Source organism: Dactylosporangium sp. CA-139114 (assembly GCF_050955725.1).
Lineage (GTDB): Bacteria > Actinomycetota > Actinomycetes > Mycobacteriales > Micromonosporaceae > Dactylosporangium.
Window position 1 is genome coordinate 2889203 of record NZ_CP192080.1, and the last position, 24721, is coordinate 2913923.

General features: G+C 72.8%; 24 protein-coding genes and 1 pseudogene. 15 read left to right on the top strand and 10 right to left on the bottom strand.

The features are described 5' to 3' along the window. Positions 1-114: 114 nt before the first annotated feature. The 4 genes from ACQP2P_RS13090 to ACQP2P_RS13105 all read left to right on the top strand — a co-directional run bounded on the left by ACQP2P_RS13090 (position 115) and on the right by ACQP2P_RS13105 (position 5628). Entirely contained in the window at positions 115-2733 is a 2619-nt protein-coding gene (locus tag ACQP2P_RS13090) for a putative bifunctional diguanylate cyclase/phosphodiesterase (protein ID WP_433615906.1), read from the top strand. A gap of 134 nt (positions 2734-2867) precedes the next feature. Continuing rightward, a complete protein-coding gene (locus ACQP2P_RS13095; protein WP_433615908.1) occupies positions 2868-3773 on the top strand; it encodes a hypothetical protein in 906 nt (301 codons plus the stop codon). 5 nt (positions 3774-3778) lie between these two features. After that, positions 3779-4996 carry a sensor histidine kinase gene (locus ACQP2P_RS13100; protein WP_433615910.1) on the top strand — a complete coding sequence of 406 codons (1218 nt, stop codon included), beginning with the start codon at positions 3779-3781 and terminating at the stop codon, positions 4994-4996. Beyond that, positions 4993-5628 carry a response regulator gene (locus ACQP2P_RS13105; RefSeq protein WP_433615911.1) on the top strand — a complete coding sequence of 212 codons (636 nt, stop codon included), beginning with the start codon at positions 4993-4995 and terminating at the stop codon, positions 5626-5628. The genes ACQP2P_RS13100 and ACQP2P_RS13105 overlap by 4 nt, the downstream gene beginning before the upstream one ends. A gap of 66 nt (positions 5629-5694) precedes the next feature. Here the strand turns inward: ACQP2P_RS13105 and ACQP2P_RS13110 are convergent, their stop codons facing one another. After that, positions 5695-6372 (bottom strand): alpha/beta fold hydrolase, encoded by a 678-nt coding sequence (locus ACQP2P_RS13110; RefSeq protein WP_433615913.1) that lies wholly within the window; start codon positions 6370-6372, stop codon positions 5695-5697. A gap of 57 nt (positions 6373-6429) precedes the next feature. Between ACQP2P_RS13110 and ACQP2P_RS13115 the strand changes: the two genes are divergently transcribed. Next, positions 6430-7386 (top strand): helix-turn-helix transcriptional regulator, encoded by a 957-nt coding sequence (locus ACQP2P_RS13115; protein WP_433615915.1) that lies wholly within the window; start codon positions 6430-6432, stop codon positions 7384-7386. Between the two features lie 103 nt (positions 7387-7489). Beyond that, the gene (locus ACQP2P_RS13120) at positions 7490-8518 is read left to right on the top strand and encodes a hypothetical protein (protein WP_433615916.1); all 1029 of its coding nucleotides are present in this window, start codon (positions 7490-7492) and stop codon (positions 8516-8518) included. Positions 8519-8628: 110 nt separating this feature from the next. Here the strand turns inward: ACQP2P_RS13120 and ACQP2P_RS13125 are convergent, their stop codons facing one another. The 3 genes from ACQP2P_RS13125 to ACQP2P_RS13135 are packed head-to-tail and all read right to left on the bottom strand — an operon-like array spanning position 8629 to position 10391. Continuing rightward, positions 8629-9516, bottom strand: a complete 888-nt coding sequence (locus tag ACQP2P_RS13125; RefSeq protein WP_433615918.1) for a M48 family metalloprotease — start codon at positions 9514-9516, stop codon at positions 8629-8631. Further along, complete coding sequence (locus ACQP2P_RS13130) at positions 9513-9893, bottom strand: BlaI/MecI/CopY family transcriptional regulator (protein WP_433615919.1); 381 nt, start codon at positions 9891-9893, stop codon at positions 9513-9515. The genes ACQP2P_RS13125 and ACQP2P_RS13130 overlap by 4 nt, the downstream gene beginning before the upstream one ends. A 42-nt stretch (positions 9894-9935) precedes the next feature. After that, positions 9936-10391: a hypothetical protein gene (locus ACQP2P_RS13135; RefSeq protein ID WP_433615921.1), complete on the bottom strand. Its 456-nt coding sequence runs from the start codon at positions 10389-10391 to the stop codon at positions 9936-9938. A gap of 133 nt (positions 10392-10524) precedes the next feature. Here ACQP2P_RS13135 and ACQP2P_RS13140 point away from each other — a divergent pair, with 133 nt between their 5' ends. The 3 genes and pseudogenes from ACQP2P_RS13140 to ACQP2P_RS13150 all read left to right on the top strand — a co-directional run bounded on the left by ACQP2P_RS13140 (position 10525) and on the right by ACQP2P_RS13150 (position 11533). Beyond that, entirely contained in the window at positions 10525-10767 is a 243-nt protein-coding gene (locus ACQP2P_RS13140; protein WP_433615922.1) for a hypothetical protein, read from the top strand. Positions 10768-10845: 78 nt separating this feature from the next. Continuing rightward, a pseudogene (locus ACQP2P_RS13145) lies at positions 10846-11028 on the top strand (transposase); the annotation flags it as partial. Positions 11029-11200: 172 nt separating this feature from the next. Continuing rightward, positions 11201-11533: a hypothetical protein gene (locus tag ACQP2P_RS13150; RefSeq protein WP_433615924.1), complete on the top strand. Its 333-nt coding sequence runs from the start codon at positions 11201-11203 to the stop codon at positions 11531-11533. A 454-nt stretch (positions 11534-11987) separates the two neighbouring features. On the opposite strand, the gene ACQP2P_RS13155 is transcribed toward ACQP2P_RS13150, so the two are convergent. Both ACQP2P_RS13155 and ACQP2P_RS13160 read right to left on the bottom strand, forming a co-directional pair. Next, the gene (locus tag ACQP2P_RS13155) at positions 11988-12524 is read right to left on the bottom strand and encodes a cutinase family protein (RefSeq protein WP_433076944.1); all 537 of its coding nucleotides are present in this window, start codon (positions 12522-12524) and stop codon (positions 11988-11990) included. Positions 12525-13792: 1268 nt separating this feature from the next. Beyond that, the gene (locus ACQP2P_RS13160; RefSeq protein WP_433615926.1) at positions 13793-14635 is read right to left on the bottom strand and encodes an SHOCT domain-containing protein; all 843 of its coding nucleotides are present in this window, start codon (positions 14633-14635) and stop codon (positions 13793-13795) included. A gap of 127 nt (positions 14636-14762) precedes the next feature. Here ACQP2P_RS13160 and ACQP2P_RS13165 point away from each other — a divergent pair, with 127 nt between their 5' ends. The 4 genes from ACQP2P_RS13165 (at position 14763) to ACQP2P_RS13180 (ending at position 17809) form a co-directional block, all read left to right on the top strand. After that, complete coding sequence (locus tag ACQP2P_RS13165; RefSeq protein WP_433615928.1) at positions 14763-15335, top strand: hypothetical protein; 573 nt, start codon at positions 14763-14765, stop codon at positions 15333-15335. Positions 15336-15455: 120 nt separating this feature from the next. Next, a complete protein-coding gene (locus tag ACQP2P_RS13170) occupies positions 15456-16058 on the top strand; it encodes an SUKH-4 family immunity protein (RefSeq protein WP_433615929.1) in 603 nt (200 codons plus the stop codon). 227 nt (positions 16059-16285) lie between these two features. Continuing rightward, entirely contained in the window at positions 16286-16750 is a 465-nt protein-coding gene (locus ACQP2P_RS13175) for an SRPBCC family protein (RefSeq protein ID WP_433615931.1), read from the top strand. A 351-nt stretch (positions 16751-17101) separates the two neighbouring features. Continuing rightward, positions 17102-17809, top strand: a complete 708-nt coding sequence (locus ACQP2P_RS13180) for a hypothetical protein (RefSeq protein WP_433615933.1) — start codon at positions 17102-17104, stop codon at positions 17807-17809. Between the two features lie 415 nt (positions 17810-18224). Here ACQP2P_RS13180 and ACQP2P_RS13185 read toward each other — a convergent pair whose 3' ends face one another. Beyond that, positions 18225-18902 carry an HAD family hydrolase gene (locus tag ACQP2P_RS13185; protein WP_433615935.1) on the bottom strand — a complete coding sequence of 226 codons (678 nt, stop codon included), beginning with the start codon at positions 18900-18902 and terminating at the stop codon, positions 18225-18227. Positions 18903-19048: 146 nt separating this feature from the next. Between ACQP2P_RS13185 and ACQP2P_RS13190 the strand changes: the two genes are divergently transcribed. Then, positions 19049-19252 carry a hypothetical protein gene (locus ACQP2P_RS13190; RefSeq protein WP_433615937.1) on the top strand — a complete coding sequence of 68 codons (204 nt, stop codon included), beginning with the start codon at positions 19049-19051 and terminating at the stop codon, positions 19250-19252. Positions 19253-19517: 265 nt separating this feature from the next. On the opposite strand, the gene ACQP2P_RS13195 is transcribed toward ACQP2P_RS13190, so the two are convergent. After that, on the bottom strand, positions 19518-20270 hold the full coding sequence (locus ACQP2P_RS13195; protein WP_433615939.1) for an ROK family protein: 753 nt from the start codon (positions 20268-20270) through the stop codon (positions 19518-19520). A 228-nt stretch (positions 20271-20498) separates the two neighbouring features. Between ACQP2P_RS13195 and ACQP2P_RS13200 the strand changes: the two genes are divergently transcribed. Further along, positions 20499-21599 carry an RICIN domain-containing protein gene (locus ACQP2P_RS13200; RefSeq protein ID WP_433615941.1) on the top strand — a complete coding sequence of 367 codons (1101 nt, stop codon included), beginning with the start codon at positions 20499-20501 and terminating at the stop codon, positions 21597-21599. Here ACQP2P_RS13200 and ACQP2P_RS13205 read toward each other — a convergent pair. Beyond that, complete coding sequence (locus ACQP2P_RS13205; protein ID WP_433615942.1) at positions 21596-22249, bottom strand: TetR/AcrR family transcriptional regulator; 654 nt, start codon at positions 22247-22249, stop codon at positions 21596-21598. The two genes, ACQP2P_RS13200 and ACQP2P_RS13205, sit on opposite strands and share 4 nt — an antisense overlap. A gap of 63 nt (positions 22250-22312) precedes the next feature. Further along, a complete protein-coding gene (locus ACQP2P_RS13210; protein WP_433615944.1) occupies positions 22313-24673 on the bottom strand; it encodes a ricin-type beta-trefoil lectin domain protein in 2361 nt (786 codons plus the stop codon). Positions 24674-24721: the final 48 nt, after the last annotated feature.

Sequence of the window (24721 nt, forward strand, 5' to 3'; positions counted from 1 at the left end):
CGGCGCCGCGGTGGTGCCGGCCGGTCGGCGTGGCGGTGCCGACTTATCGGGCAAAAAGGTAACGCGGCACTCGAAACGGCCGATTGGCCTCCGGGGACCACCGGAGGGGGTCGGGTGCTGCTGCGGTCGTATGCCGCCGTCGGCGTGGCGCTGGGCGTCGTGTACTTCGCGACGCCCGACTCGCCCCTGCGCGGCCTGCTCTGGGCCGTCATCGCGAGCTCGTCGCTCCTGGCCGTCCTGGTCGGCATCGCCGTGCACCGGCCCGCCCGCCCGCTGCCGTGGTGGCTGGCGGCGGCCGGCCTCGCCTCATGCAGCGCCGGCGCCTGGCTGCTCTCCTGGCCGCAGCTCGTCGAGGGCCGTGACGCGCCCGGGCCGGGCCCGGCGGACGTGTGCTACCTGGCGATGTACCCGTGCCTGGCCGTCGGTCTCGCGATCGTGGCGCGCCGCCAGAGCCCGGGCGGCGACCGGGCCGCCCTCATCGACGGCACCATCGTCACCGTCGGCGCCGCGCTGCTCACCTGGGCGTTCCTCATCGAGCCGTACCTCACCCGCGCCGCGATCAGCCTGCCCGAACGGGTCGTGGCGATCTCCTACCCGTTCGGCGACGTGCTGGTGCTCGCCGTGATGGCCCGCCTCGGCGGCGCCCGGGGCACCACCCGCGGCACCCCGGCCCGGCTGCTCTTCGCCGGCCTCGCCTGCCTGCTCGCGGCGGACGCCGCATACACCTGGCAGTCGCTGCGCGGGGGCTTCCACGCCGGCAGCTGGGTCGACGCCGGCTGGATCGGGTTCTACCTGTGCGTCGGGTGCGCCGCGCTGGACCCGCGGATGCGGACCCTCGACGAGCGCCTCCCACCGGCCGCGCCCCGGCTCTCCAGCGGCCGCGTGGCCGTGCTGCTGGCCGTCGCCGCGCTGCTCATCCCGGTCGTCGTCACGGTCCGGGCGGCCGCGTCGGGGGAGCTCGCGGTGTTCCTGACCGCGTCCTGCGCGCTGTTCGTGCTCGTCCTGGTCCGCCTCGCCGACGTGGTCAACGTGCTGCGCGAGGTGCAGCGCCAGCGGGCCGAGGGCCGCTTCCAGCGCCTCACCGAGCAGGTCACCGATCTGTTGTCGATCTGCCGGCCGGACGGGGTGATCCAGTACGTCACGCCGTCGATCGAGTCGCTGCTGGGCCTGCGCCCGGCCGACGTGCTCGGGCGGGCGCTGGCCGAGCTGGTGCACCCGGACGACCGCGAGCGCGTCGGTCTGCTGCTGGCGGCCCGCCCCGCGAACGGGCACGTCGGCCCGGTCGAGTGCCGGCTGCGGCGCGCGGACGGCGGCTTCGTGATGACCGAGACGATCGGGCGCTCCGTCGACGACGGGGACGGCAGCGGGTACCTCTTGACCACCCGCGACATCACCGAGCGCAAGGCCCTGGAGGAGCAGCTCACCCACCAGGCGTTCCACGACGGGCTCACCGGTCTGGCCAACCGGGCCCTGCTCGCCGACCGCATCCATCACGCGCTGGAGCGCCGCGGCACGCCGTACCGCCACATCGCCCTGCTCATCGTGGACCTCGACGACTTCAAGACGATCAACGACTCGCTCGGCCGCGCGGCCGGCGACGCGCTGCTGCGCACGACGGCGGACCGGCTGCGCTCGTGCCTGCGCTCGGCCGACACCGCGGCCCGGCTCGGCGGCGACGAGTTCGCGATGCTGCTCGAGCACCTCGACGACGCCGCCGAGGCCGCCCGGGTCGCCGAGCGCGTGCTGAGCGCGGTGCGCCGCCCGATCAGCGTCGGCGGCCGCGAGATCCAGCCCCAGGCCAGCGTCGGCATCGCCCTGCCCGACCCCGATCGCCCGCCGGACGCCGACGAGCTGCTGCGCAACGCCGACGTCGCGATGCACATGGCCAAGCGCCAGGGCCGCGACCGCTTCGCCTACTTCGCCCCGAGCATGCAGGCCGGGCTCCTGGAGCGCCTCGACCTCGCCGAGGACCTGCGCGGGGCCATCGAACGACACGACCTGCTGGTGTACTACCAGCCGTTCGTCGACCTCCGCGACGGCTCGATCATCGGCGCCGAGGCCCTGGTGCGCTGGCCGCACCCGCAGAAGGGGCTCATCCCGCCGGACCGGTTCATCCCGCTCGCCGAGGAGACCGGGCTCATCCTGCCGCTCGGCTACGAGGTGCTCGGCACCGCCTGCCGCACCGCCGCCGCCTGGCCGGTCGGCGGCGCCCGCCCGAAGATCAGCGTGAACCTCTCACCCCGCCAGGTGCAGGACCCCGCGGTGACCCTCTACGTCCAGCAGACGCTCCTGCACAGCGGCCTCGAGCCGGAGCAGCTCACGCTGGAGATCACCGAGTCGCTGCTGAGCGAGGACGCCGACGTGGCCGCGAGCCGCCTGGCCGAGCTCAAGGCGCTCGGGGTGCGCCTCGCCGTCGACGACTTCGGCACCGGGTACTCCTCGCTGTCCCGGCTCCACGCGTTCCCGATCGACATCCTGAAGATCCCGAAGCCGTTCGTCGACGGCGTGGCGCGCGGGCCCGAGCACTCGGCCCTGGCCCGCGCCATCCTCGACCTCGCCCAGGCGCTGGATCTGCAGGTCGTCGCCGAGGGCATCGAGGACGCGGCCCAGGCGCGCGAGCTCGCCCGCCTGGGCTGCCCGATCGGCCAGGGCTTCCACTTCTCCCGCCCGGTGCCGGAGCGGGAGTTCGGGGAGCTGCTGGCCTGGGGCTCCTTCGCGCTCGCCTCCTCCTAGGAGGCGGTGCAGGTCGCGCGGGGGCCGGGGCGGCGGCCGTGCACCTCACCCACCCCCCTCCTCCTCCTGCGGCAGGAGGCCGCGGGGCCCGCGGCAGGAGTCGCGCCGCGGCCGGCTCCGGGATCGTCGGCGCCATGACCACGATCCTGCGCGAGGCCTGGCGCGGCAGCCGGGCCCTCACCGCGCTCGCCGGACTCATGACCCTGCTGCTCGCCGTCTGCCTCGCCGGCCTCGCCCTCGACGGCCGGACCCTGCTCGGCCAGCCCGTCTGGCTCAAGCCCGCCAAGTTCGCCGCCTCCTTCGCCGTCTACGCCCTGACCCTCGCCTGGCTGCTCGCCCGGCTCGGCCGCGGCCGCCGCGCCGCCCGGACCGCGGCCGCCGTCGTCGCCGCGACGTCGGTGCTGGAGGTCGGGATCATCGCCGTGCAGGCGGCCCGGGGCCGCTCCAGCCACTTCAACAGCACGACCCCGCTGGACGGCCTGCTGTGGCGCGGCATGGGCGCCGTCATCCTGGTGCTGTGGCTGGGCACGCTGCTCGTCGCGATCCTGCTGTGGCGCGACCCGCCCGCCGACCGGGCCGTGGCCTGGGCCGGGCGCCTCGGCCTGGTCCTGCTGCTGGTCGGGACGGCGCAGGGGCTGCTGATGCTGGTGCCGACGCGGGCCCAGCTGGACGCCGACGCGCGCGGCGCCGACACCCTGCTGGGCGCCCACGCCGTCGGCGTCCCCGACGGCGGCCCCGGCCTGCCGCTGCTCGGCTGGAGCACGACCGGCGGCGACCTGCGCGTCGGGCACTTCGTCGGCATCCACGGGCTGCAGGCCATGCTGCTGGTCGCGATGCTGCTCGGCCGCCTGGTCGCCGATCCGGCCCGCCGCACCCGCCTGACCGTCGTCCTCGCCGGCGCCTATGCGGGCCTGCTCGCGCTCGTCACCTGGCAGGCCCTGCGCGGGCAGCCGCTGCTCGCGCCGGACGCGGCGACCCTCACCGCGCTGGCCGTTCTCGTCGCGGTCACCGTGGCGGGCGGGGCCGCGGCACTAAGGTGAGCGGCGTGGGCTGGGTCGAGCGGCTGTTCGCGGAGCGGTCGACCGTCCTGCGGCTCGCGCTCGTGACGCTGGCCGGGGTCGGCTACCTCACGGTGGCCGCCGACGGGCGCGCCATGTCCACAGTGGACCGCACGGTCGCGGTGCTGGCGCTCGCGCTCGGGTTCCTGAGCATACGATGGCCGCTCGCCGCGGTCGCGGCCCTGGCCGTGGTCGGCGGTGCCGGCTGGTTCGCGGGCGCCCACGACGACACCGTGCCCACGGTCGGCACCGCGTGGGCCCTGTTCGAGCTGGCCGCCCGGCGCCGCGGCCGCCAGGTGCCGCTCGGCCTCGCCGTGGGCCTGGCCGGTTCGCTCGTCTCGGACCTGGACGAGCTGGTGACCGGCCCGGCGAACGTGGTCTTCGCCGGGCTGTCGGTGACCGGGGCGCCGGTGCTGATCGGGCTGTACGCGCGCGCCCTCGCCGACCTCAACGGGCAGGCCGCGGCCCGGGCCGCCGCGGAGCTGGACCGGGTGCGCGCCGACGAGCGCACGGCGATCGCCCGCGAGCTGCACGACCTCGTCGCGCACCACGTCGCCTCGATCGTGCTGCGCGTCGGGGTGGCGCGCACCGTGCTGCCGCTCGGCGACCCGCGCGTGCGGCAGGTGCTCGACGACGTGCACGCCACCGGCTCCGGCGCCCTCGCGGACCTGCGCCGGCTCGTCGCCGTGCTCCGCGAGCCCCGCACCGCGCCGACCGCGGCCCTGGTCGAGCCGGCCGCGCTGCCCGTCGCGCTCGACGCCGCCGTGGACCGGGGCCGGCAGGTCGGGCTCACTGTCGAGGCCGGCATCGACCCGGACGTGACCCGCCTCGACGCCCGCACCGCGCTCGCGGTGCTGCGGCTGACCCAGGAGGGCCTCGCGAACGCCGCCCGGCACGCGGGCCCGGGCGCGCTCGCGGCGCTGACGATCCGGCTGCGCGGCGACCGCCTCGCGTTCGACCTGCGCTCCCGCGGGGGCCACGGTGGCGCCGGGCGGGACGGTGACGCCGGGCGGGACGGTGACGCCGGGCGGGACGGTGACGCCGGGCGGGACGATGGCACCGGGCGGGACGGTGCCGGGGCCGGCGGCGTCGGGCTGGCCGGGCTCCGGGAGCGGGTCGAGGTGCTCGGCGGCGAGCTGTCGGCGGGGCCGGAGGGGGACGGGTGGCGGCTTTCCGCGTGGGTACCGGCGAAGGAGACGACGTGATCCGGGTGCTGCTCGTCGACGACCAGCGGCTGGTCCGCGCCGGGCTGCGCATGCTGTGCGAGTCCGTGGACGACCTCGCCGTGGTGGGGGAGGCCGCCGACGGCGCCGCCGCGGTCCGGCTCGCTGAGCAGCTGCGCCCCGACGTCGTGCTCATGGACCTGCGCATGCCCGGGGTCGACGGCACCACCGCGACGGTGCGCATCCTCGCCGCGCGGCCTTCGGTCCGCATCGTCGTGCTCACCACGTTCGACGACGACGAGCACCTCTACCCGGCCCTGGCCGCCGGCGCGTGCGGGTTCCTCGTCAAGGACGCGACGCCGCAGGAATTGCTCGACGGCGTCCGGCGGGCCGCGGCCGGCGACAGCCCGTTCACCCCGGCCGTGCTGCGGCGCCTGGTCGCCCGGGCGGTGCTCGCCGAGCGGGCGCCCGCCGCCCCGGCCGCGCCGCCGCCGAACCTGACCGCCCGCGAGGTCGAGGTGCTCGCGCTCGTCGGCGCGGGGCTGTCCAACCCGGAGGTCGCGGCCCGGCTGGGGCTCGGCGTGACCACGGTGAAGACACACGTCGCGAACCTGATGACCAAGACCGGGAGCGCCAACCGGGTGCAGCTGGCCGTCTACGCGGCCGGCCGGTGACCGACCGCGGCGGCTCGGGCGCGGCGGGGTCCGCGGCGGCTCGGGCGCCGCGGAGTCCCCGCCTGCTTATGCGTCGCCGAGGACTCCGGCGAGGTCCGCCGGGCGGCTGAACATCGGCCAGTGCCCGGTCGGCAGCTCGTGCACGCGGTAGTCGCGGCGGTCGAGGCCGGCGAAGAACGGGTGGTCGTCCGCGATCATCCGCTCCACGTTCGCGCGGGTGAAGGTGCTCACGACCAGGTCGGTCGGGGGCTGCCGCGGGTCGTGGAGGCGCAGCCTCGCGGCGACGGTGGCGTAGGGGTGCGGCGTGCACCGCTGCCGGATCCACGCCGAGCGGCCCTCCAGCCCGGCGAACAGCCCCGGGTCGTCGGCCGGGTCGAACGAGGGCGGCGGCACGTCGGCCTCGGGCCCGGGCGCGGCGTAGTCGGCCTGCGCGGTGCCGTCCGGGACGGGGCCGCTGTCGACGTAGACGGCCCGCGTCACCCGGCCCCCGAGCCGCTCGACCGCGCCGCGCACCGGGAAGCCGCCGTAGCTGTGCCCGACGAGCACCACCGCCGGGGCGTCGCCGGCCGCCGCGACGACGTCGCCGATGTGCGACTCGAGCGTCGCCGGCTCGCCCGCGCGCTCGGCGAGCCCGCCGAGCGTCACCGCGGTCACGTCGTGCCCGGCCGCGCGCAGGTGCTGCGCGACCTCGTCCCACGCCCACGCGCCGAGCCACATGCCGGGAACCAAAACGAAGTTCGTCATGCCCCCGACGCTATGATCGAATCAGGGCAGATCTCGCCCTGATTCGGAGGGTGGCGCGTGTCACAGTCGACCGGCCGGGTGCTCGCGCTCCTCGAGGTGCTGCAGGCCCAGCCGGGCCTGACCGGCCCGCAGCTCGCCGAGCGGCTCGGCCTCGACGAGCGCACCGTGCGCCGCTACGCGGCCGCGCTCGCCGGCCTCGGCCTGCCCGTGCAGGCCGATCGCGGCCGCTACGGCGGCTACCGGCTCGCCCCCGGCTATCGGCTGCCCCCGCTCATGCTCGCCGACGACGAGGCCGTCGCGGTCGTGCTCGGCCTGCTGGCGGCGGAGAACCTGGGCGTCGGCGCCGCCGCGCGCGCGTCGGCCCTGGCCAAGATCGAGCGGGTGCTCCCGGCCGCGCTGCGCGACCGGGTCCGGGCGGTGCGCGAGACCCTCGGCTTCACGCGCCCGGCCCGCCCCGCCGGCCTGTTCGACGTGCGCCACCTGCTCGGTCTGGGCGAGGCGGCCCGCGACCACCGGCGCGTCGAGCTCACCTATCGCTCGTGGCGCGGCGAGGACTCGACGCGCGCCTTCGACCCCTACGGCCTCGTCTTCCACGCGGGCCGGTGGTACACGAGCGGCTTCGACCACCGCCGCGGCGAGATCCGCACCCTGCGGCTGGACCGCATCGGCTCGCTGTCGGTGCGCGACGAGCGCTTCGAGGCCCCGGCGTCGTTCGACGCCGCGGGGCACGTGGCCGGGGCGCTCGCGGCGGTGCCGTACCGCCACGAGGTCGAGGTCGTGCTGCACGCCCCCGAGGCCGAGGTCCGCCGCCGGGTGCCGGCCACCGCCGGCACGGTGACCGCGGCCCCCGCCGGCGCGCGGCTGGTCTGCCGGGCCGAGCGCCTGGACGGCATGGCGGTGATGCTGGCCGGGCTGGGCTGGGACTTCACGGTGGTGCGCCCGGACGAGCTGCGCACGGAGGTCGCACGGCTCGGGCGGCGCCTGGTCGCCCTGTCCGGCACCGCACCGCAGTGACCCGCGTCTGCGTAGGTCTTGGGGAGCGCGGCGGGGCTGCCGGCACCCGATACCTCGCGCGCCAGCGGCAGCATGTCGGCGGTGCCCGATGTAGCATCCGCGGATGGGGCGGCTCTTGGGCTTGATGACCGCGTGGGCCGGTGCGGTGTTCTGGGCGGTCGGGCTGACCAGACTGCAGTCGTCGACCGAGCCGGTCGGCGAAGAGATGGCGAGCAACAACACCTACTGGGCCCGTGACCTGCGCTGGATGGCGATCGTCGCGGTTGCTGTCGCCTTCGTGGTGGCGGCACGGTCCTCGGCGGCTGGACTCGGCCGTGTCCGGTCCTGGTGCCTGGTAGCCGGGTTCACCGTGGTCGTCGCGGCCGACCTCGTGTGCGACCGGCTCGACGTCACCGCGACGATCCCGATCGCTGCCGGTGCCGTCGCGGTGGCGACGGCCGGCTGGCTCGCGCTGACGCGCTCGGGTCCGGTGCGCTCCGCACGGGCTGCCGATCCGGATGGTGCGAGGGGCCCGGCCGCCGGCCCGGCCCGGGGGTTGGTGCTGGCCGCGGCGGTGGCTGCCGCGACGATGCCGCTCGCCGCGGCGATCGAGTCGCCGACGGACACCGAGGCGAGCCTCGATCCGGCGGCGATCGGTGTCGGCGCCCTGCTTGCCGCGGCCTGGCTCTCCGCGATGCTCGCCGCGGCGCCGAGCCGGCGCCGGAGGGTGCTGGCGATCGCCCTGGCCGTCACGGCCGTCGCCGCCGTGGTGCTGCTGCGGCAGATCGCACCCGGCGCGCGGTTCGGCGCGATGAGCGTCTTCGGCGCGGCGGCGCTCACCGTGACCACCCTCATGGACTGGGACTGGGACAGGCGGGAGGCCTGGTGGCGCTACCCGGTCGTGCTGTTCTCCGCGTTGCTGGGCTATCCGTTCGCCGTCGTGCTCACGGTGCTGCTCGGCACGGTGCTGCCGGTGCCCGCGATCATCACCGGGCTTGCCGGCAGCCCGCCGGTGAACGGCGCCGACACCGACACCCTGTTCGCGCTGACGGGCGTGTTGACCGGGCTCGCGGCGGGCTGGATCATCCGACGGTCCGGGGGTGGGCGGTCACTCGATGGCGTTGCCGAGGTCCGCGCGGTCGAGCTCCGGTAGCAAACCCGGGCTGTCTCCCATTGTCCCGGCTCGGGCCCTGCTCGTCGGCTGCGCGTAGTGCTCGGGCCGGAACTGTGCGGCCCGCTCCGGTCGGTTCTCGGGGGAGGCGGTCAGTGGAACTGACGGAGGGCCAAGCGGATGAAGTCGCTCGTGGCGTCGGCGGTGGACAGCAGCCCGGCCCCCGCGACGGCCAGCAGGAGCAGGGCCGGCAGGGCGCGCTGGCGCGGCGGGTGCCGGCGCAGCGCCTCGACCCGGCGCAGCACGCAGTGCTGGTCGAAGGCGGGCGGCCCCGCCGGGCGGCCGTGGCCGGCCAGGGCGGCGCGGGCCAGGGACCGGGCGGTGAGGCGCCGGCTGGCCACCGCCGCCGCGGCGGTCTCGTCGGCGGCCCGCTCCACCAGGTAGCGCACCGCCGAGCGCAGCGGGACGAGCAGCGGATTGACCGCCGCCGCGGCGCCTGCCAGGACGCACAGCCAGTGGTGGCCCCCGTCGAGGTGGGCCTGCTCGTGCGCGAGCATCGCGCGGCGCTCGCTGTGGTCGAGCACCCGCAGCATCCCCGCGGTGACCAGGATGTAGCCGGACCGCCGGGGCAGCCGGCCCGGCACGGCGACCGCCTGCGGGCGGTCCCAGTCGGCGACGACGAGGTTGCCGGCCGGGGTCGCGGCCCGGCACAGCCGGCGCAGGCGCCGGACGGTGGCCGCCGCCAGCCAGGACGACCGGGCCAGCCGGTAGCCGCCGCCGCCGAGCACGGCGGCCGCGGCGACGGCGACGGGTGCCGGCACCGGGTCCAGCAGCCGCAGCCGGTCCGGCAGCCACGGCACGTCGTCGAGCAGCGTCGCGGCCAGCAGCAGCGACGCCCACGCCGAGGTCACCGCCCCGGCGAGGCCGGCGCCGGTCAGCATCCAGGCGCCGGCCGCCGGCGACACGCGCGCCGCGACCGGCCGGCTGGCCGCGGCGAGCAGCCCGCACACCAGCAGCGGCACGTACACGCAGTAGCTCACGGGCGCCTCCCCTCCTCGTCGAGCAGGGCCCGCAGCGCGGCGGCCTCGTCGTCGTCGAGCCCGCGCACGAACCGCTGGAGCACCTGCCGGCGGTCGGCGCGCTCGCTCAGCAGCGCCCGCATCCGATCCGCCGTCAGCTCCGCGCCGTCCTTCACCGGCCAGTACGCGTGCGCCCGGCCCTCCGTGCGCCGGCGCACGAGGTTCTTGTCGAACAGGCGGGCCAGGATCGTCTGGACCGTCGTGTACCCGGACTGGGCGCCGAGCGCGGCGTGGACCTCGCCCGGCGTGCATGGCCGCCCCGCCGCCCACAGCGCGCCGAGGACCTCCGCCTCCAGCCTGCCCGCCGCGCGGCGCGCGCCGTCACGCCCCGATGCCATGCTTCCTCCCGCCCGATCCGGGTCCGCCCGTCCGCTCGCTGCTCAGCAGTGCTTGATGCCCGCGGCCGGGTCGTGGCCGCTGCGCAGCGAGCTGCCGGGGATGTACGCGCCGGCCGGGGTCGTGGTGCGGTACCAGGTGTGGTCGCCGCCCATCGGCTGCCCCGTGACGTAGCAGCTCACCGTCACCTTGGTGCCGGCCTTGCCGAGCGTGGACACGACGTGCGAGGCGGCGCCGGTGTTGGCCATGCTGCGCAGCTGTGCCCCCGCCCGCTTGGTCGCGAACGTCTTGGTGGTCGCGCTCACGGGCTTCTTGGTGGGGGTGTGGTGGTGGATCGTGGTGGTCTTCGCGGCCGGGTGGTGGTGCGTGTTGGTCTTCGTGGCGGGGTGGTGGTGCGGGGTCGTGCCGGCGTTGGCGACGCCGGCGGCGGCGAGCACGCCGCCGATCACCGCGGTGCCGGTCAGGCCGATGACGGTGACCCGCCGCATGGTGGACTTCATGGCGTTTCTCCTTTATGTCCGATTTGCCATCTCCGACAGAGTGTAGGAGCGAGCGACCGCGCCCGCGAGCGAGTCACCCGGTCGGGGCGTGGCGTAACCCGCGCCGGCGCACGGTCCGCTTCTTGTGCGGTGGGTGCGCGCCGGTGCCGGCGCGGGTGGGGATGCGGTGCTGGGCCGCGCGGTGGCGGTCAAGACGCTCGCCGCCCCGCTGGCCGCGGACCCGCTGCTGCGCGCCGCGGCCCCGGCCCTCGACGAGCGGCTGCACCACGGCCCGCTGCCGTGGCCGGAGGCGACCGCGATGGCCGCCGAGGTCGACACTGCGCCCATCGGGTCGGCGTGGTGCACCGCGACGTCGAGCCCGGCAACGTCATGCTGACCGGGTCGGGCTGAGGCGTGTTTGGTAAGTCGTCGGGCTGGTTGGCTGCCGCCGGCCCGATGAGCCGGCGTAGCGGTGATGAGGCGGCACGATCTCACCGACGCGCAGTGGGCGGTCCTGGCCGTGGTGCTGCCTGTCGTGTCGGTGCGGGGCGGGCCGACGAAGTGGAGCAGACGGCAGTTGATCGACGGGATTCGGTGCCGGGCCCGGGCTGGTGCGCCGTGGCGGGACGTGCCGGCGGAGTACGCGCCCTGGCCGACGTCGCGCCGGGCGTGCTGACGTGAACAGCTGACGGCACTGCCGTTTCGGGGTCGCCGGCGGCGAGCAGGCCGGCTTCGAACGCGCTACCGGATCTGCCGATGAGCGCGCGTTCTCGGCGGGCGAGTCATGGGCTGCTGTTACCGAGTTCGCGCGCAGGATCGATGATGAACCGGTGCCAATCAGCGTCTGGGTCTGCGACGAACGTCACCAGCGGCTGGCTAGCCTGCGCGACGTACTGCATCTCGTCCCGCCTCCGTTGCCGCCCGGGTGGTATGAACCCTTTGTCGGCCCAGCTGATCACCATAGATTCCCGATGCTCGCGCACGTCGATCCCTACGGGAACACGATCTTCAACCGGACGCAGATGTCGGCAGTGCTTGAGGAACTGGCGACGATTCAGCCCGAACTTGACGGCGTGGCGCTCAGCACCGCCCGCGCGCTAGGCGTTCTGATAGCGACCCATGGCCATCGGCCCCATCGTTATCTCTGGTTCATCGGCGACTGAGTGCGGAGACGACCGTGCAGGCATCCGCTCATGCCGCTGGTCGAGCGGCAGTAGGGTGTGGGTGGCTCTGGCGGTCGTGGGTAGGCGGCCGATGAGCGTTTACTGCTCGTTGGGTCGAGGGAGCGTCGGGGGTTTGCGGTCGTCGACCAGGCCGCTGCATGTTGACCGCGTCCACGACGGCAGGGTCGAGCAGCATATTCTTACCGCCGTTTCGCCCCGCGTAGACCGTGAAGACACGAACGGCGCGCCCGCCGCGGCGACTGGGTCATTGAGTACGGCAAACGGGCGCACCGTGGCCTCGAAGCAGGGCGAAGTTCTACCGCCAGTCATCAGTGTCCAGCACCAGGTAACGGCGACCGTTGATGTCCAGAACGTTCCCCTGGTCATCGTCATCGTCAGTACCGGACTACGTGCGAATCTCTCCTAGCAATCGTATGGCTGCGGCCACGTCGGGTCAGGAGCCGGTGACCTTGCCCGCCACGAACTGGGCGGCCTGCTGGACCGAACCGTCGGTCATGTACTGCAGGTGGGCCATCGAGTTTGCACCGTTGCCGCAGATCGGGTCGCCGAGGCTGCAGAACTCCTTGGTCTTGGGCCCGTAGACCGGGCTGCGCTGGGCGATGGTCTGGTGCAGGACGCCGAGCGGGTTGCCGAAGACCACCACAGCCGCCACCCGCGCAGCGAGTGCGGCCGGAATCGCCTCGCCGGCAGAAGCACCGAACTGGATGCCGATCGCGATGTCGGTGACGGTCGCGCCCTGGGAGTACCCCCCAATCACGAACCTGGTGCCCGGGCACGCCGCCGCGACGCTGCGCACGTGCCGGCTCATGTCCGTGGCGCCGGGCCCGGCGCTGGCCTGCGACGCGTCGGCGGCATAGTTCACGCCGTACGCGTTGACGGTGCGGCCGGGCAGCGCGGAGCGGATCGCGCCGACGAGCGGGGTGCCCAGCACACCGAGGCCGGAAAGGTCACCGGTGCCCCGCGCGAACACGACCTCAACATCGGCGCAGTTGCCCCCGCGGGTCGGGGCCCCGGCAGCCGGTGGCGCGGCGGATGTCGCGGCGAGGCTGGGTGCCGCACCGAAGCCGTCAACGCCCGGTTGGGCCGGCCACGACGCCGGCAAGGACGCCGGCCCGGGCTCCGGTTCGAAGGCGTGGCCCGATCGGCCGCTGTACCAGGAGAACCACCGCTGCACGAGGCCGGCACCGGACCCGTCGTCGCCCCTGACCGACGCCGATGCGAACGGCGCGATCAGTGCCCCACCTGCGAGCAGCGCACCCGTCAACATCGTGATCGCCATCAACCGGCGGGACCCTACGCGCCTCGACCTTGCCACTGAACATCCTCCACGAATACCGATCACATGCGCTTGCGGCACCCAGCGTCACGCCGTTCGGGCTGCTCACGGAAGGTCTGCACCAGAACCTTAAGCCGGAAATCAAGGTCCCGAAAGAATCGGCACACTCAGTGCAGCATTACGCCGCCCGGCCCAACGGAATGTGGCGTCGCCCTTGCCGCTGCCCGCATTGATCAGGTGCACGCTCCTGCCGCGTCCGGCGCGCTTGGTGGTCGCTCAGCCGTTTTCCGTCCGTTAGGGTTCCGTGGTGTTCTGGAGGCAATCTGACCGCGGACCCCGACTGGGGGCAACGCGTCCGCCGTTCCCACAACGCATCGGCGCCACGGAGCCTCTCAAACACGCTCCAAGCTCGACGGCCGCCCGCCGCCGGCGCCGGCCGATCGGCTCGGTGGCCTCACCCTCGTCGCGACCGAGCCGGACGCACAAACTTGAATGCCGCCATCGCCGTCTCGGTCAAGTCCGCCGTGTGGGTGTCGGTGACCTCGCTCCGTCGAAAGTGCGAACGGCATCTGCGCCGGCATGTCGGCCGTCCAGGGTCACACGGACCGACCGACCATCAGTGCTCGGGCTACGGGGAGCACAGCTGCGTGCCCTTGAGCCACCGAACGTGCTTGATCACGTTTCGGCTCATGCCGCGACGCGCGTTATCGCGCCCGGTTCCATTACGGTGATGCAGCCAGCGCGTCGAGAACTGCTCGCTCAAGAACCGCAGCCGCCGGCCGGTCTGGGGTGACAGCCCATCGAATGATCGGCGTGTTCGTGGGCTGGCAGGTGGTGCTCGCCGTCACGCTCATCCTGGGCGGTTTGGCCCTGCTCCGGCTGGTGCCGCGCGTGCGCGGCTGAGCTTTCGCGGCGGGGCCCGGCCGGCGACGGCCTGGGCCCCGCTTCTCGCGCTGCGCCGATCAGATCCGGGACAGGATCTCGGCCTTCTTCGCCGCGAACTCCTCGTCGGTCAGGATGCCCGCGTCGCGCAGCTCACCGAGGCGGCGCAGCTGCTCGATCGGGTCGAGCGGGACGGCGCCGGACACCGGCTCGGCGGGCGGCGGCACCGCGGGGACCGCTGCCACCACAGGGACCGGCGGCGCGCCGTTGACGTAGTGGTGGGTGTTGGCACGCTGCTGGGCGAGCAGTCGGGCGTCGTGTACGGCGGCGTTGATCTTCGCCAGGGCGTCGCGCGGGCTGGGGACGTCCTCCAGCGTCACGAGCTCGCGTCCCTGTGGACGATTGACGTGCAGCACGAGATTGCCGACGTTACGGGCCTTCTGGGTGATCGACTGCGACATGTCGACGTCCATCAGGTCCACGATCGGGATCTGCTGGGCCCGGGTGGACAGGGCGCCCTTCTCGAAGTACAGCGTCGTCGCGGTGAGCTTGTAGCGCCCGGCCCCGATGCCGCTCAGCGGCTGCCCCTTGGCGGCCCACAACACGCCCGGCTCCAGAGGCTCCTGCGCCGGGACCGCCGGAACGCCCGGGACCGTCGGCATCGCGGCGGTGCGGGCGTCGTTCGCCGGGACGAAAGGCGCCGCGGGCGGTGCCGACGGCGCGGCGATGACGGGCGCCGACGGAGCGGAAATCACCGGGACCGGCGCCGCGGCGGGCACCGGCGCAGACGGTACGACCTCGCCGGCGATCCACGGCACCGGCAGATGCGGGCCGGTCTGCTCGGCGTCGGTGTCGACGATCAGCTGCCAGCCGGCGGGCGCAGGCGGCCACGTCGGGTCGGGGCGCCAACCGGGCTGCGGCAACCATGCTTCGGGGGCCGCCGGCCATCCCGGTGGAGGGTTGAACCGGGTGAACCCTGACGAGGTAATGGGTGGGGCCTCGGGAAGGAGACCGATTGGCAACGCCGATTGATTCATCGAGGCTGATGGCATGTCAACCAATACGCCGCAAAGTGCCGCCACGTCGAGCGCCACTGCTCGCCCGAAGGCGCCCTACCGCCGTTGGCCCGCGCTGGCCGCTGCCAGCTACATCAGCACCTTTTGTCTCGTCGCCGGAGTTGCGGTGCTGTGGAATGTCGCGCACGGTGCCTCATGGGGAGAGAACGGCGTCGTTGTGCTGGCTGTCTCCCTCCGTATGCTCACCGTCGCAATGGCGCTGGCATCCGTGCAGCCGTGGGGCGCGCGCGTACCGTCATGGATTTTGCTGGCCGGCCTGTGGGGCGCCGCAGCCGTGCAGCTGATGTACCCGCTTGCCGAGACTGTGGTGAAGGCACTGATTTTGACTGGCGTGATGGCCCCAGTACACAAAGGCATCAGCAACATGAGCCCGGAAGGATGGTTCAACTTCGGCGCCATGTGGGTGGTTTTTGGCATCCCTGGAATCCTGTTCCTGCTCGCGGCTCTCTCCTACCGTTCGCGAACGGCCGTACGCAGCCGGTGGGTACTACTCGGAATCCTCGGCGGAGTCGTCCTTCTTGGGGGACTTGGCGTGCTCATCGGCTGAGGCGCTCGCACTCACATGCCGCCGTTGGTGCGCGGCGGCCAGCCCGTGCACCTCACAGCGAGTAACCAGCACGGCGGGGTCGAGACTTCCTGTTCCGGCGATGAGTGGTTGGCCTGCTGCGTGACACCAGATGCGTCGGTCGGCGAGGCGGCCAGCCTCTTGATCGTGGCGGCAAACGACCTCCCAAACGCTCCCGATTTTGCGTCGTTGTCGGCGTGGGCCGGAGCCGGACGAGTGATCCGGGCTGAGGCGGCGAACGTGGCGGGCTGGCGCCTCCCGCGAGCGCAGAAGGCGGCGCTGACGTCGTGCGGTGTGCCGCTGCTGGACGACATCGTCGACATGACCTTGTTCGCGGCGCAGCCGCAGGATGGGACGTACCGCCTCGCCCGGACCAGGGGCGATCTACACTGGCCCGGTTACACCTATCTTGCCGAGCCGGACTTGGGACTGGTATCAGTGCTGGAGCCGTCCACCAGGCAGGTCAGGTTCGTGAACTCGTCGATCAACCACTGGCTGTGCTCGCTGCACCTGGTCGGCACATGGTTTTCGAACTCGACGGCGATCCAGACGTGGGACGAGGACGAAGCGATGGAAGGCGTCGCACTCGCCGAACTTGCCGACTTGTTACAGCGGATCAGGCATCTCGACCCGCATGCATACGGCGACGTCGGCGACCACGAGACCCACTTCTGGCCCGCGGTTCTCGACCGGTGGTTGTACTGACGACCGCAGCGTCGCATCCGTAGCGTGATGGTGCGGGGGGCCTGCTTGATCGGCTGCGCGCACATGCCGCTGTCCGTGCGCGCTGGCCCGACCGCACACGGTCACTCCGCGTGGGTTTCGGTCCTCGTGGAGCGCCTGCGCGGCGTCCGGAGAAGCCGATGAACGCGCGCGATCATTAGCGGGTCGCACCGTTCCACCGCCACGCCATCGATGGCAGTGTAAGCGTCATGTCGCGCATCGTGTCTCGTGTCATCACCGCCACCGTCCCGGGCCGGCCGGCGGTGGTCCGCGCCTGGTACCTGGACCTGACCAACCTGTGCCGGGTCCACCCGCTGATCGTCGCAGTGCGCCAGGTCGGCACCGCCCTCGCAGCGGACGGTACCGCGATCACCGATTACCTTGTCACCGACCGGATGGTCGTGGCGCGCCTGCGGATCCGCTTTACCTACCGGGTACGGATGTCCGCGCCACCCGACGGTCCGATCGCCACGCTCGCGCGTCAGGCGCCGCGAATCCGGCTGGTCGGGCAGGTGACGTTCACCCCCACCGGCGACGGGACCACCATCCAGGAAACGCTGACCATCCACGCGCCATGGCCGCTGCGGCGGCTCGTGGCCACCGAAGCCGAACAAGCACACACCCGGATGTTCGCCGCCATGGCCGCGATGTTCACCGCCGGAGCAGACTTGTAGGCCCTGCCATCCGGCACGCCGACCTGACTGAGGCGGACAGTTCGTCGCGTACCCATCGGCTCCCATACGTCGCCCTCGATGGGTGGTCCGGCCCGCTCTACTGCTCGACGCTGGCGGAACACGATGGTGCTCCGCCAGAGCGGACGAGCACCGATCGGCCCTCGCGCCCCGCCAACCCCATCGCATCAGATCAGGTGCGCTGTCATGCCGCCGATAGCACCTGCTTGATCACGTTTCCGCACATGCCGCGGACGTTGCGCAGAGCCGGGACCGTGCCGCGGATGTCAGTGCGTGGTGGCCCGGGGGGCCGGGCGTGCTGTTCAGCGTGGTAGACCACCGGATGTGGTTGCGATGGATTTCCGGGCGGGTGACGTGCTAACGATTTCGTGCCCGTTCGTCGAGACAACGGTCATGCGGGTTTCGGAGTGGCATGTGACCGTCCGATGGCCGTGGTGGCAGGTCGACCCGGACGTGCGATGGGCGAGGTGGGACGGCAATGCCGCGCTCGCTCGCGATCCGGAATCCAGCGACTGGGCGAACGAGCTGTTCCGAACTGAGCCGTCGGCCGGTGTCCTAGTTGCGGGGCAGCGCTGCGGGGTCGGCATCCCGCCTACCGTGGTTCACGTGATTGACGTGGTCAGCTTCGATCCGCCGTTGGAGACGGGCATGCTCCCGCGGCCGCGCCGACTGTTGAACCTTCTCCACAAGGGCGTGTCGGTCGACCTCGACTCGGACGACCAAGGCTGCTCCATCGATCCAGACGGTGACATCCCGTTAAGTATTGAGTTGTTCTTTCGGCCGTACGCCTTCCTTAACCTGGGTGATGATCTCGTCGATGCCGCCGGCCGTGCCTGGCGCTTTGACGGGCCGTGGATCTGGCACCCGTACGACGGGCTGGGCGGAGTGCCGGCGTGGCCGTTGACGCTGCTGCATCGCGTGGGCCTCGAGCTGCTGCCGGAGCATCGCGTGGAGATAGCCGCCGCCACCGCCACCGGCTCCCACAGCAACAAGATCGACCAATGGAGCATCTGCGCTGAAGCTGCGCCACCTGTACCTTGAAGAGCCGATCAACCGAACCTCGACCATGCGGGCGTTCAGGTCGCCCCACCGGTCTCGGTCGCGCCGTCAGCGGCACCCCGGCGAATTTGTGCAGTTCCGGACTAGCGCCGACTTCGGGCCACTTGGCGGAATAAGTCTCAGCCAGGCCCAGCACTCCGGTCGCGGACGATCTACCGGATCTGCCGCCGATGACGCGCGTCCGCTCGATTGCCGCCAGGTTGCGACTACTCATAGTTATGTCGATGGCGGCGGCGTTAGACATGGGCGGGGCCGGTTATGACCGCCCCGTGGAACCAGGTTGCCCGGGACGGCCAACCTGGTAGGCCCAGTCCGCACGCGTAACTTGCTGTCGCCCTGCTGGCCTACCTCGCTACGGCTGAGCAGGGAAAACGCCACCGACGTGCGCCGGCTCCACTTACCGCGGACCGCCCACGCACCGGGCCAGCCGGGCCAGAACAGCGTCGAGGGAGAGGTCTGTGGCGCTGGGAAGCAGCAGGTCCGCTGCCTTGAAGCGGGCGTCGTGAGCATGCGGGTTCGGCACTGCCACGCATCGCAACCCGGCCGCGTGCGCCGCCGCGACGCCGTGCGCGGTGTCCTCGAAGGCGACCGCCTCTTGCGCCGGCAGCCCGAGCCGGTCCAGCGCCAGCAGGTAGACAGCCGGATGCGGCTTGTGCGCGGCCACTTCCTCGCCGGTCGCCAGCACCTCGAACCGGGCTCTCAGCCTGGCCTGATCCAGCATCGCGCCCACGTGGGTGATCGGGGAGCTGCTCGCCACCGCCAGCCGGAGCCCCAGCTGCGCGGCCCGGTCGAGCCAGCCAACGATGCCAGGTGCTGGCTCCAGCACCGCATGCAGTTCCGCCCGGTGCGCCATCCGCCGCGCGTGGCTGGACTCGCGGTCATAGGCCGGCCCGACCGCCGCGGCCAGCGCGGCGTAACGCGGCTCGTTCGCGTCGCCGCCATGGTCGGCGAAGAAGCCGGCCGTGTCGAGTTCTAAACCGTGCCGCCGCCACTCCCAGCGCCAGCTCTCCAGGAGCGTGGTCTCCGTGTCCATCAACAGGCCGTCAAAGTCGAAAATTAGCGCCTTGATCGTCACAGCGGCCAGTATCCCGATCCTGGCCCCTACACCCCGCGCCCGGTCGCGTTGGGCCCTGATGGCGTCCGCAGCCGAAATACGGGAGCCACCCCGCCGGCCGACTTCCTTGACGCGCACCCAGCGTAGCTCGCTCCACCATCCGCGCCATGCGGCTCCGCCCCGAGCGCGGCCAGATGGTGCCGCCGCTCGCTCCAGTCGAGGCACGTTTCACACCCGGCGCACCACGCGGATTCAAGGTCACGTGCGCGGATCTGCCGCTGACCGAGCGCCGTGGTCTGCTCCTCGGGCAAATGGACAAGGCGTTCCCCATCGTGCTGACGCTTGCCGTCATCGTACGGCCGACGTCGTAGCTCCGGCGGCGCTGGTGACGCCGATGCCGGTTGCGGGCGTATCCGGTCGTACCCGGCCGGGCCTGGAGCGCAGGGCCCGTGCCACGCGGGAAGGGGCGCCGCCGGTTCGGGAGAGCCGGTGCCGGAGGTTGCGGTGCCGACGGGCTTCATCTGGGCCGGCGCGACCAGCCGCGGACCTGGCAGCGACGGCGCGCCAGCGCCGAGCGGTGTCTGGCGGGAGCGACGGTCCGCACCCGCGCGGACCCGAGTCAGGCTCGAAGCGGCCTCAGCCGCCGATGAGCTTCCAGGCCCGCGCCCCGCCGAGGACGCCCGCGGTGTTCGGCACGATCGTGACGTCCTCGCCCATGCGGCCCACCGACTCCGCGTCGATGAGGGCCGCGTTGCCGCCGCCGATGTAGAGGCGGTCCCAGCGGAACACCGGCCGGAGTCCCTCGACCATCCGCCGCACCCGCCGGGACCAGCGCGCGTTGCCCAGCTCGCGGCGCTGGATCTCGCCGATGTACGTGTCGTAGGTATTCCTGCGCCGGATCGGGCCGTGCGAGAGCTCCAGGTGCGGGGCGAGCACGCCGTCGTCGAACAGGGCGTTGCCGAGGCCCGTGCCGAGCGTGACGACCAGCTCCAGGCCGGTGCCGACGACCAGGGCGGCGCCGTGCACCTCGGCGTCGTTGAGCACGAGCACCGGGCGGCCGAAGGCGCGGTTGAGCGCGGCCCGGGCGTCGTAGCCGGTCCAGGCGGCGAAGAGTTCGGGGTCGACCGGGGTGTGCGGGCCGGCGCGGTTGACGTAGTGCGGGGTGGCCACCACGCGGCCGTGGCGGATCATGCCGGGCAGGCCGACCGTGACCCGGTCCGCGGGCGGGAGCTGGCCCTCGATGTCCAGCATGGCGCGGACGAAGCGGCCGGGCGGGAACGGGTACGGCGTCGCGATGCGGATCGGCCCGCCGACCAGCGCGTCGGAGTCGTCGACCACGGCCGCCTTCAGGCCGCCGCCGCCACAGTCGATCGTCAGCGTGTTCCCCACCGGTGGATTGTGCGCCGCCCGGCGGCCCGCCGCCGCTCCGGAGCCCGAAAAGCCGTGTTGATCACTGTGCGGTGACCGCTCGGCGCAGCACCCGGGGCGCTCGCCGCGCAGCGTCCGGCAACCGTGGACGGAACCGTGTGGCATCGTCAACAATCGATGCGCAGACCCCTGCACGCCGCCTCCGCCAGGGCGGCGTGCAGGCCATCTCCCGTCTGGAGGAGACACGGCATGCGACGACTGCTCACCTCGATCGGCCTCGCCACCGCCATGGTCGCGGCCACCCTCACCGGGACCGCGACCGCGGCCCGGGCCGAGTCCAACGGCGGCGTGAAGATCATGCCGCTCGGCGACTCGATCACCGACGGCTACAACGTGCCCGGCGGCTACCGCATCAACCTCTGGCAGCGCCTCGCCGGCGGCGGGTACACCGCGGACTTCGTCGGCTCCGGGTCCAACGGGCCGGCGAGCCTCGGCGACCACGACCACGAGGGGCACTCCGGCTGGCGCATCGACCAGATCGACGCCAACATCGTCGGCTGGCTGCAGGCCTACGCCCCGCGCACGATCCTGCTGCACATCGGCACCAACGACATGAACCAGAACTACGACATCGCCAACGCGCCCGCGCGGCTGTCGGCACTGATCGACAAGATCCGGGCCAACGATCCGGGCGTCGAGCTGTTCGTCGCCCAGATCACCCCGGAGAGCGACCCGACCCTGGAGTCGCGCGTGCAGGCGTACAACGCCGCCCTGCCCGGCATCGTGGCGCAGAAGGGCACGCACACCCACCTGGTCGACATGCACTCGGCGCTCACGACCGCCGACCTCGCCGACGGCGTGCACCCGAACGCGGGCGGCTACGACAAGATGGGGGCGCGGTGGTACTCCGCGCTGCAGTCGGTCCCCGCGAGCCTGCAGGGCGGCGGCGTACCCCCGGTCGGCACCGCGGCCGCCGTGACGAACCCGCAGTCCGGGCGCTGCCTCGACGCCAGCGGGGCCGGCACCGCCAACGGCACCCAGATCATCATCTGGGACTGCCACGGCGGCACCAACCAGGCGTGGACCCGCACCGCCGCGGGTGAGCTGCGGCTCTTCGGCGGCAAGTGCCTCGACATCAACGGCAACGGCACCGCCAACGGCACCAAGGTCCAGCTCTGGGACTGCAACGGCACGACCGCGCAGACGTTCACGTTCAACACCGACGGCACCGTGGTCGGGGCCGGCTCGGGCAAGTGCGTCGACGTGACCTCGAGCGGCACCGCCAACGGCACGCCGGTGCAGCTCTACCAGTGCAACGGCACCGGCGCCCAGAAGTGGGCCCGCCGCTAGCCGTGCAGCAGCGCGGCCAGCAGGCCGCGCACCGTCCGCTCGAACAGATCCGGCGCGTCCTGCGGGGCCGGCCGCGCCCCGGAGGACGCCTCGGCGATCGCCGCGGCCAGGTTCGCGTACGGCGAGAGGTCGATCGCCGCGAACGAGAGCCCCTCCGGCTGCGGCCGCGCGAACAGCGACACCACGCCGGTGATCATCGCGACCGCCTCGAACTTCGCGGTCGTCGAGCACCGCACGGGGGCCAGGACGCCGAGGCAGTGGTCGAGGTACGCCAGGCCGTTGGGGCCGAAGCCCTTGGCCTGCTGCACCGCCTCGGTCAGCCACGCGTGCCGACGGTAGACGTCCAGCTGCCGGCGCGCGAGCAGCACCAGCGCGTCGATCGGGTCGGCGGCCTGCGGGAACGGCTCCAGGCCGCCGATGACCGCGTCGGCCATGAGCTCCAGCAGGTCGTCGCGGGAGGAGAGGTACCGGTAGAGCGACCCCGCCCCGGTGCCCAGCTTCGCGGCGACCGCGCGCATCGACACGGCCGCGAGCCCGTCGGCGTCGGCGAGCGCGATCGCGACCGCGACGATCTCCTCGCGGCTGTGCCCCGGTGTCGGCCCCCGGGTGCCCCGCTGCGGCCGCTGGAATATCGACTGACTCTGCCCCACCCCACTACTGTAAAACCGGCTCCGGCACCGGGGCTCCCACGCGGGAGCCCCGGTGCCGGACGCCTAGCGGGCCCAGCGCTGGTTGGCGCCGCCGTTGCACGTCCAGATCTCGACCAGCGTGCCGTTCGCGGTGCCCTGGCCGGTCACGTCGAGGCAGAGCCCGGACTGCACCCCGGCGATGGTGCCGTCGGCGCGGACGGTCCACTGCTGGTTCGCCCCGCCGTTGCAGTCCCAGATGGCCACCGGCGAGCCGGCCGCCGTCGCGTTGTTGAGCACGTCGAGGCACTTGTTCGCGTACACCCGCAGCGCCCCGTTCGACAGCTGCGTCCACTGCTGGTTGGCCCCGCCGTTGCAGTCCCAGATCTCGACCTGGGTGCCGTTGGTCTGCGACTGGCCGGGCACGTCGAGGCAGCGGCCGGACTGGGCACTCGTGAGCGGCCCGCTGACCGGCGGGGGCGGCCCGGCGACGGCGGTCACCGACAGGTTGTCGAACTGGGCGGTCTCGCCCTGGCTGGTGCCGATGCCGACCTGGCCGGTGCTCCACACCGAGTCGCTCAGCGTGGCGAGCGTGGCCCCGTCGATCTGGGCGGTGAGGTTGCTGCCCGAGAACGTCAGCGCGACGGTGTGCCAGGTGCCGGTCCCCGGTGCGGCGACCGTTCCGCTGCGCAGCACCGTGGCGGCGTTGTTGACGTCGTTGCGCAGCAGGGTCCAGGCGCCGGTGCTGTTCAGGCGGAGGTAGTACGCGTTGAGGCCCGCCGGCCCGAAGGCGTGCTGGAGCCCGGCCCGGCCGATCACCTCGGCGTAGCCGGCCTGCTCCAGCAGCACGTCGGCGGAGACCTTGTAGTTGCTCCAGCCGAGGTCGCCGAGCAGCGCGTACGGGTCGCTGAGGTCGTCCCAGGTGATCGGGGCGCGGGGCGACATCTGCCGCACGCACCTCGTCCCGCCGCACTGGGCGATCTCGAAGGCGCCCTGCATGTCGGCCAGATACTTCGCCTCGCGCCCGATCGCGTAGCCGTTGAAGTCGTCGGTGTACGGCAGCGCGAGGGTGCCCGCGGCCGGCGCGGTCGCGGTGCCCTTGCCCTGGCCGGTCGTGGTGCTCAGGGTGTAGACGCGCCCGGGCTGCAGCGTGACCGTGTACGAGCCGCCGGACGGGGTCACGTCGGCGGTGTGCGCGAAGTAGTCGGCGTTGCTGGTGCTGCTCAGCAGCGAGGACCACACGTGCACCGCGCCGGTGGACAGCCCGCCGGTGATGGTCGCGGTGAACGGCTGCGCGGCGGTGGCGTCGAGGGTCTCGATGACCACGGTGTAGTTGCCGCTGGCCGGGTCGCGCAGGGTGACGTACGAGCCGTTGGCCCGGTTGCCGCCCAGGTAGCCCGACGCCGAGTCGAGGTAGCGCCAGCCCGGGGCGGTGAACTGCGTGGTGTGCGCCATCACCCAGGTGTTCTTGCCGACCGAGTAGTTGCCGGACCACGGCTGCGCGGCCAGGGCGACGCCCATCGTCGGGAACGGGATGTTCGGGGTGATCGCGGCGATGACCGGCCAGTTGAGGTACGCGGTCATCTTCCCGTCGAGGTAGCCCCGGTTGATGCCGCGGGCGAGCGCGGCGGCGCCCAGGTTGTAGTCGTCGGAGCCGTTCTCGCTCGCCCAGACCTTCTTGCCGCTGCTGATCGCATTGGTACTGCTGGGGCAGTTGGTCTGGGCCCCGCGGTACCCGCACACGTAGTGCGAGCCGAGCACGTCCACGGCGGCCGCGAACGCCGGGTCGGTGACCACGTCGTTGGCGGGGTCGAAGCTGGTGTCGTCGGCGACGACCTGCACGTTGCCGTAGCCGTGGCTGTTGAGGGCCGCCTTGAGCCGCTCGTACCAGCTCTTGTTGTAGCCGCGTTCGTTCCAGCCCCCGAGATAGTCGAACGTGAGGCCGTGGCTGTTCTTCGCGCAGTCCAGGAAGGCGAGGTAGTAGTTGATCATGTCGTCCGACCAGAAGTTGCCGTTGCCGATCCAGCCGGGGGCGCCCCAGGCGAGGGCGTACAGCTTGATCTGCGGGTTTCTGGCCCGGGCCTGCTCGGCCATCCACCACTCGTAGCCGCGGTTGCAGTTGAGGTCGCCCGCGGTGTGCTGGTGGCTGGGCTCGGCGCCGCTGGTCGAGTTGGTGTCGCCACCGACCTCGACCTTCATCATCTGCATGGCGGCGCCGTAGCCGGGCTTGAACAGGTAGTCGAGGACCTGCGTACGCTGGGGCTCCGGGTAGTCGTAGAGCAGCCGGCTGTTGCCGCCGCCCCCGGAGATCGCGCCGACGCCGTCGAACGTGCGCCCGGCGGCGGTGCCGTTGATGGTGACGGTGGTGGCCGCGGCCGCGGGCCCGGCCGCGGCGAGCTGTGCGACGACGAGGCAGAGCGCGGCGAGCAGGGCGAGGCGAGACTTCATGTGCGGTCCTCCATGGCGGTGGGGTGAACCACCAACCAGATTCGCACA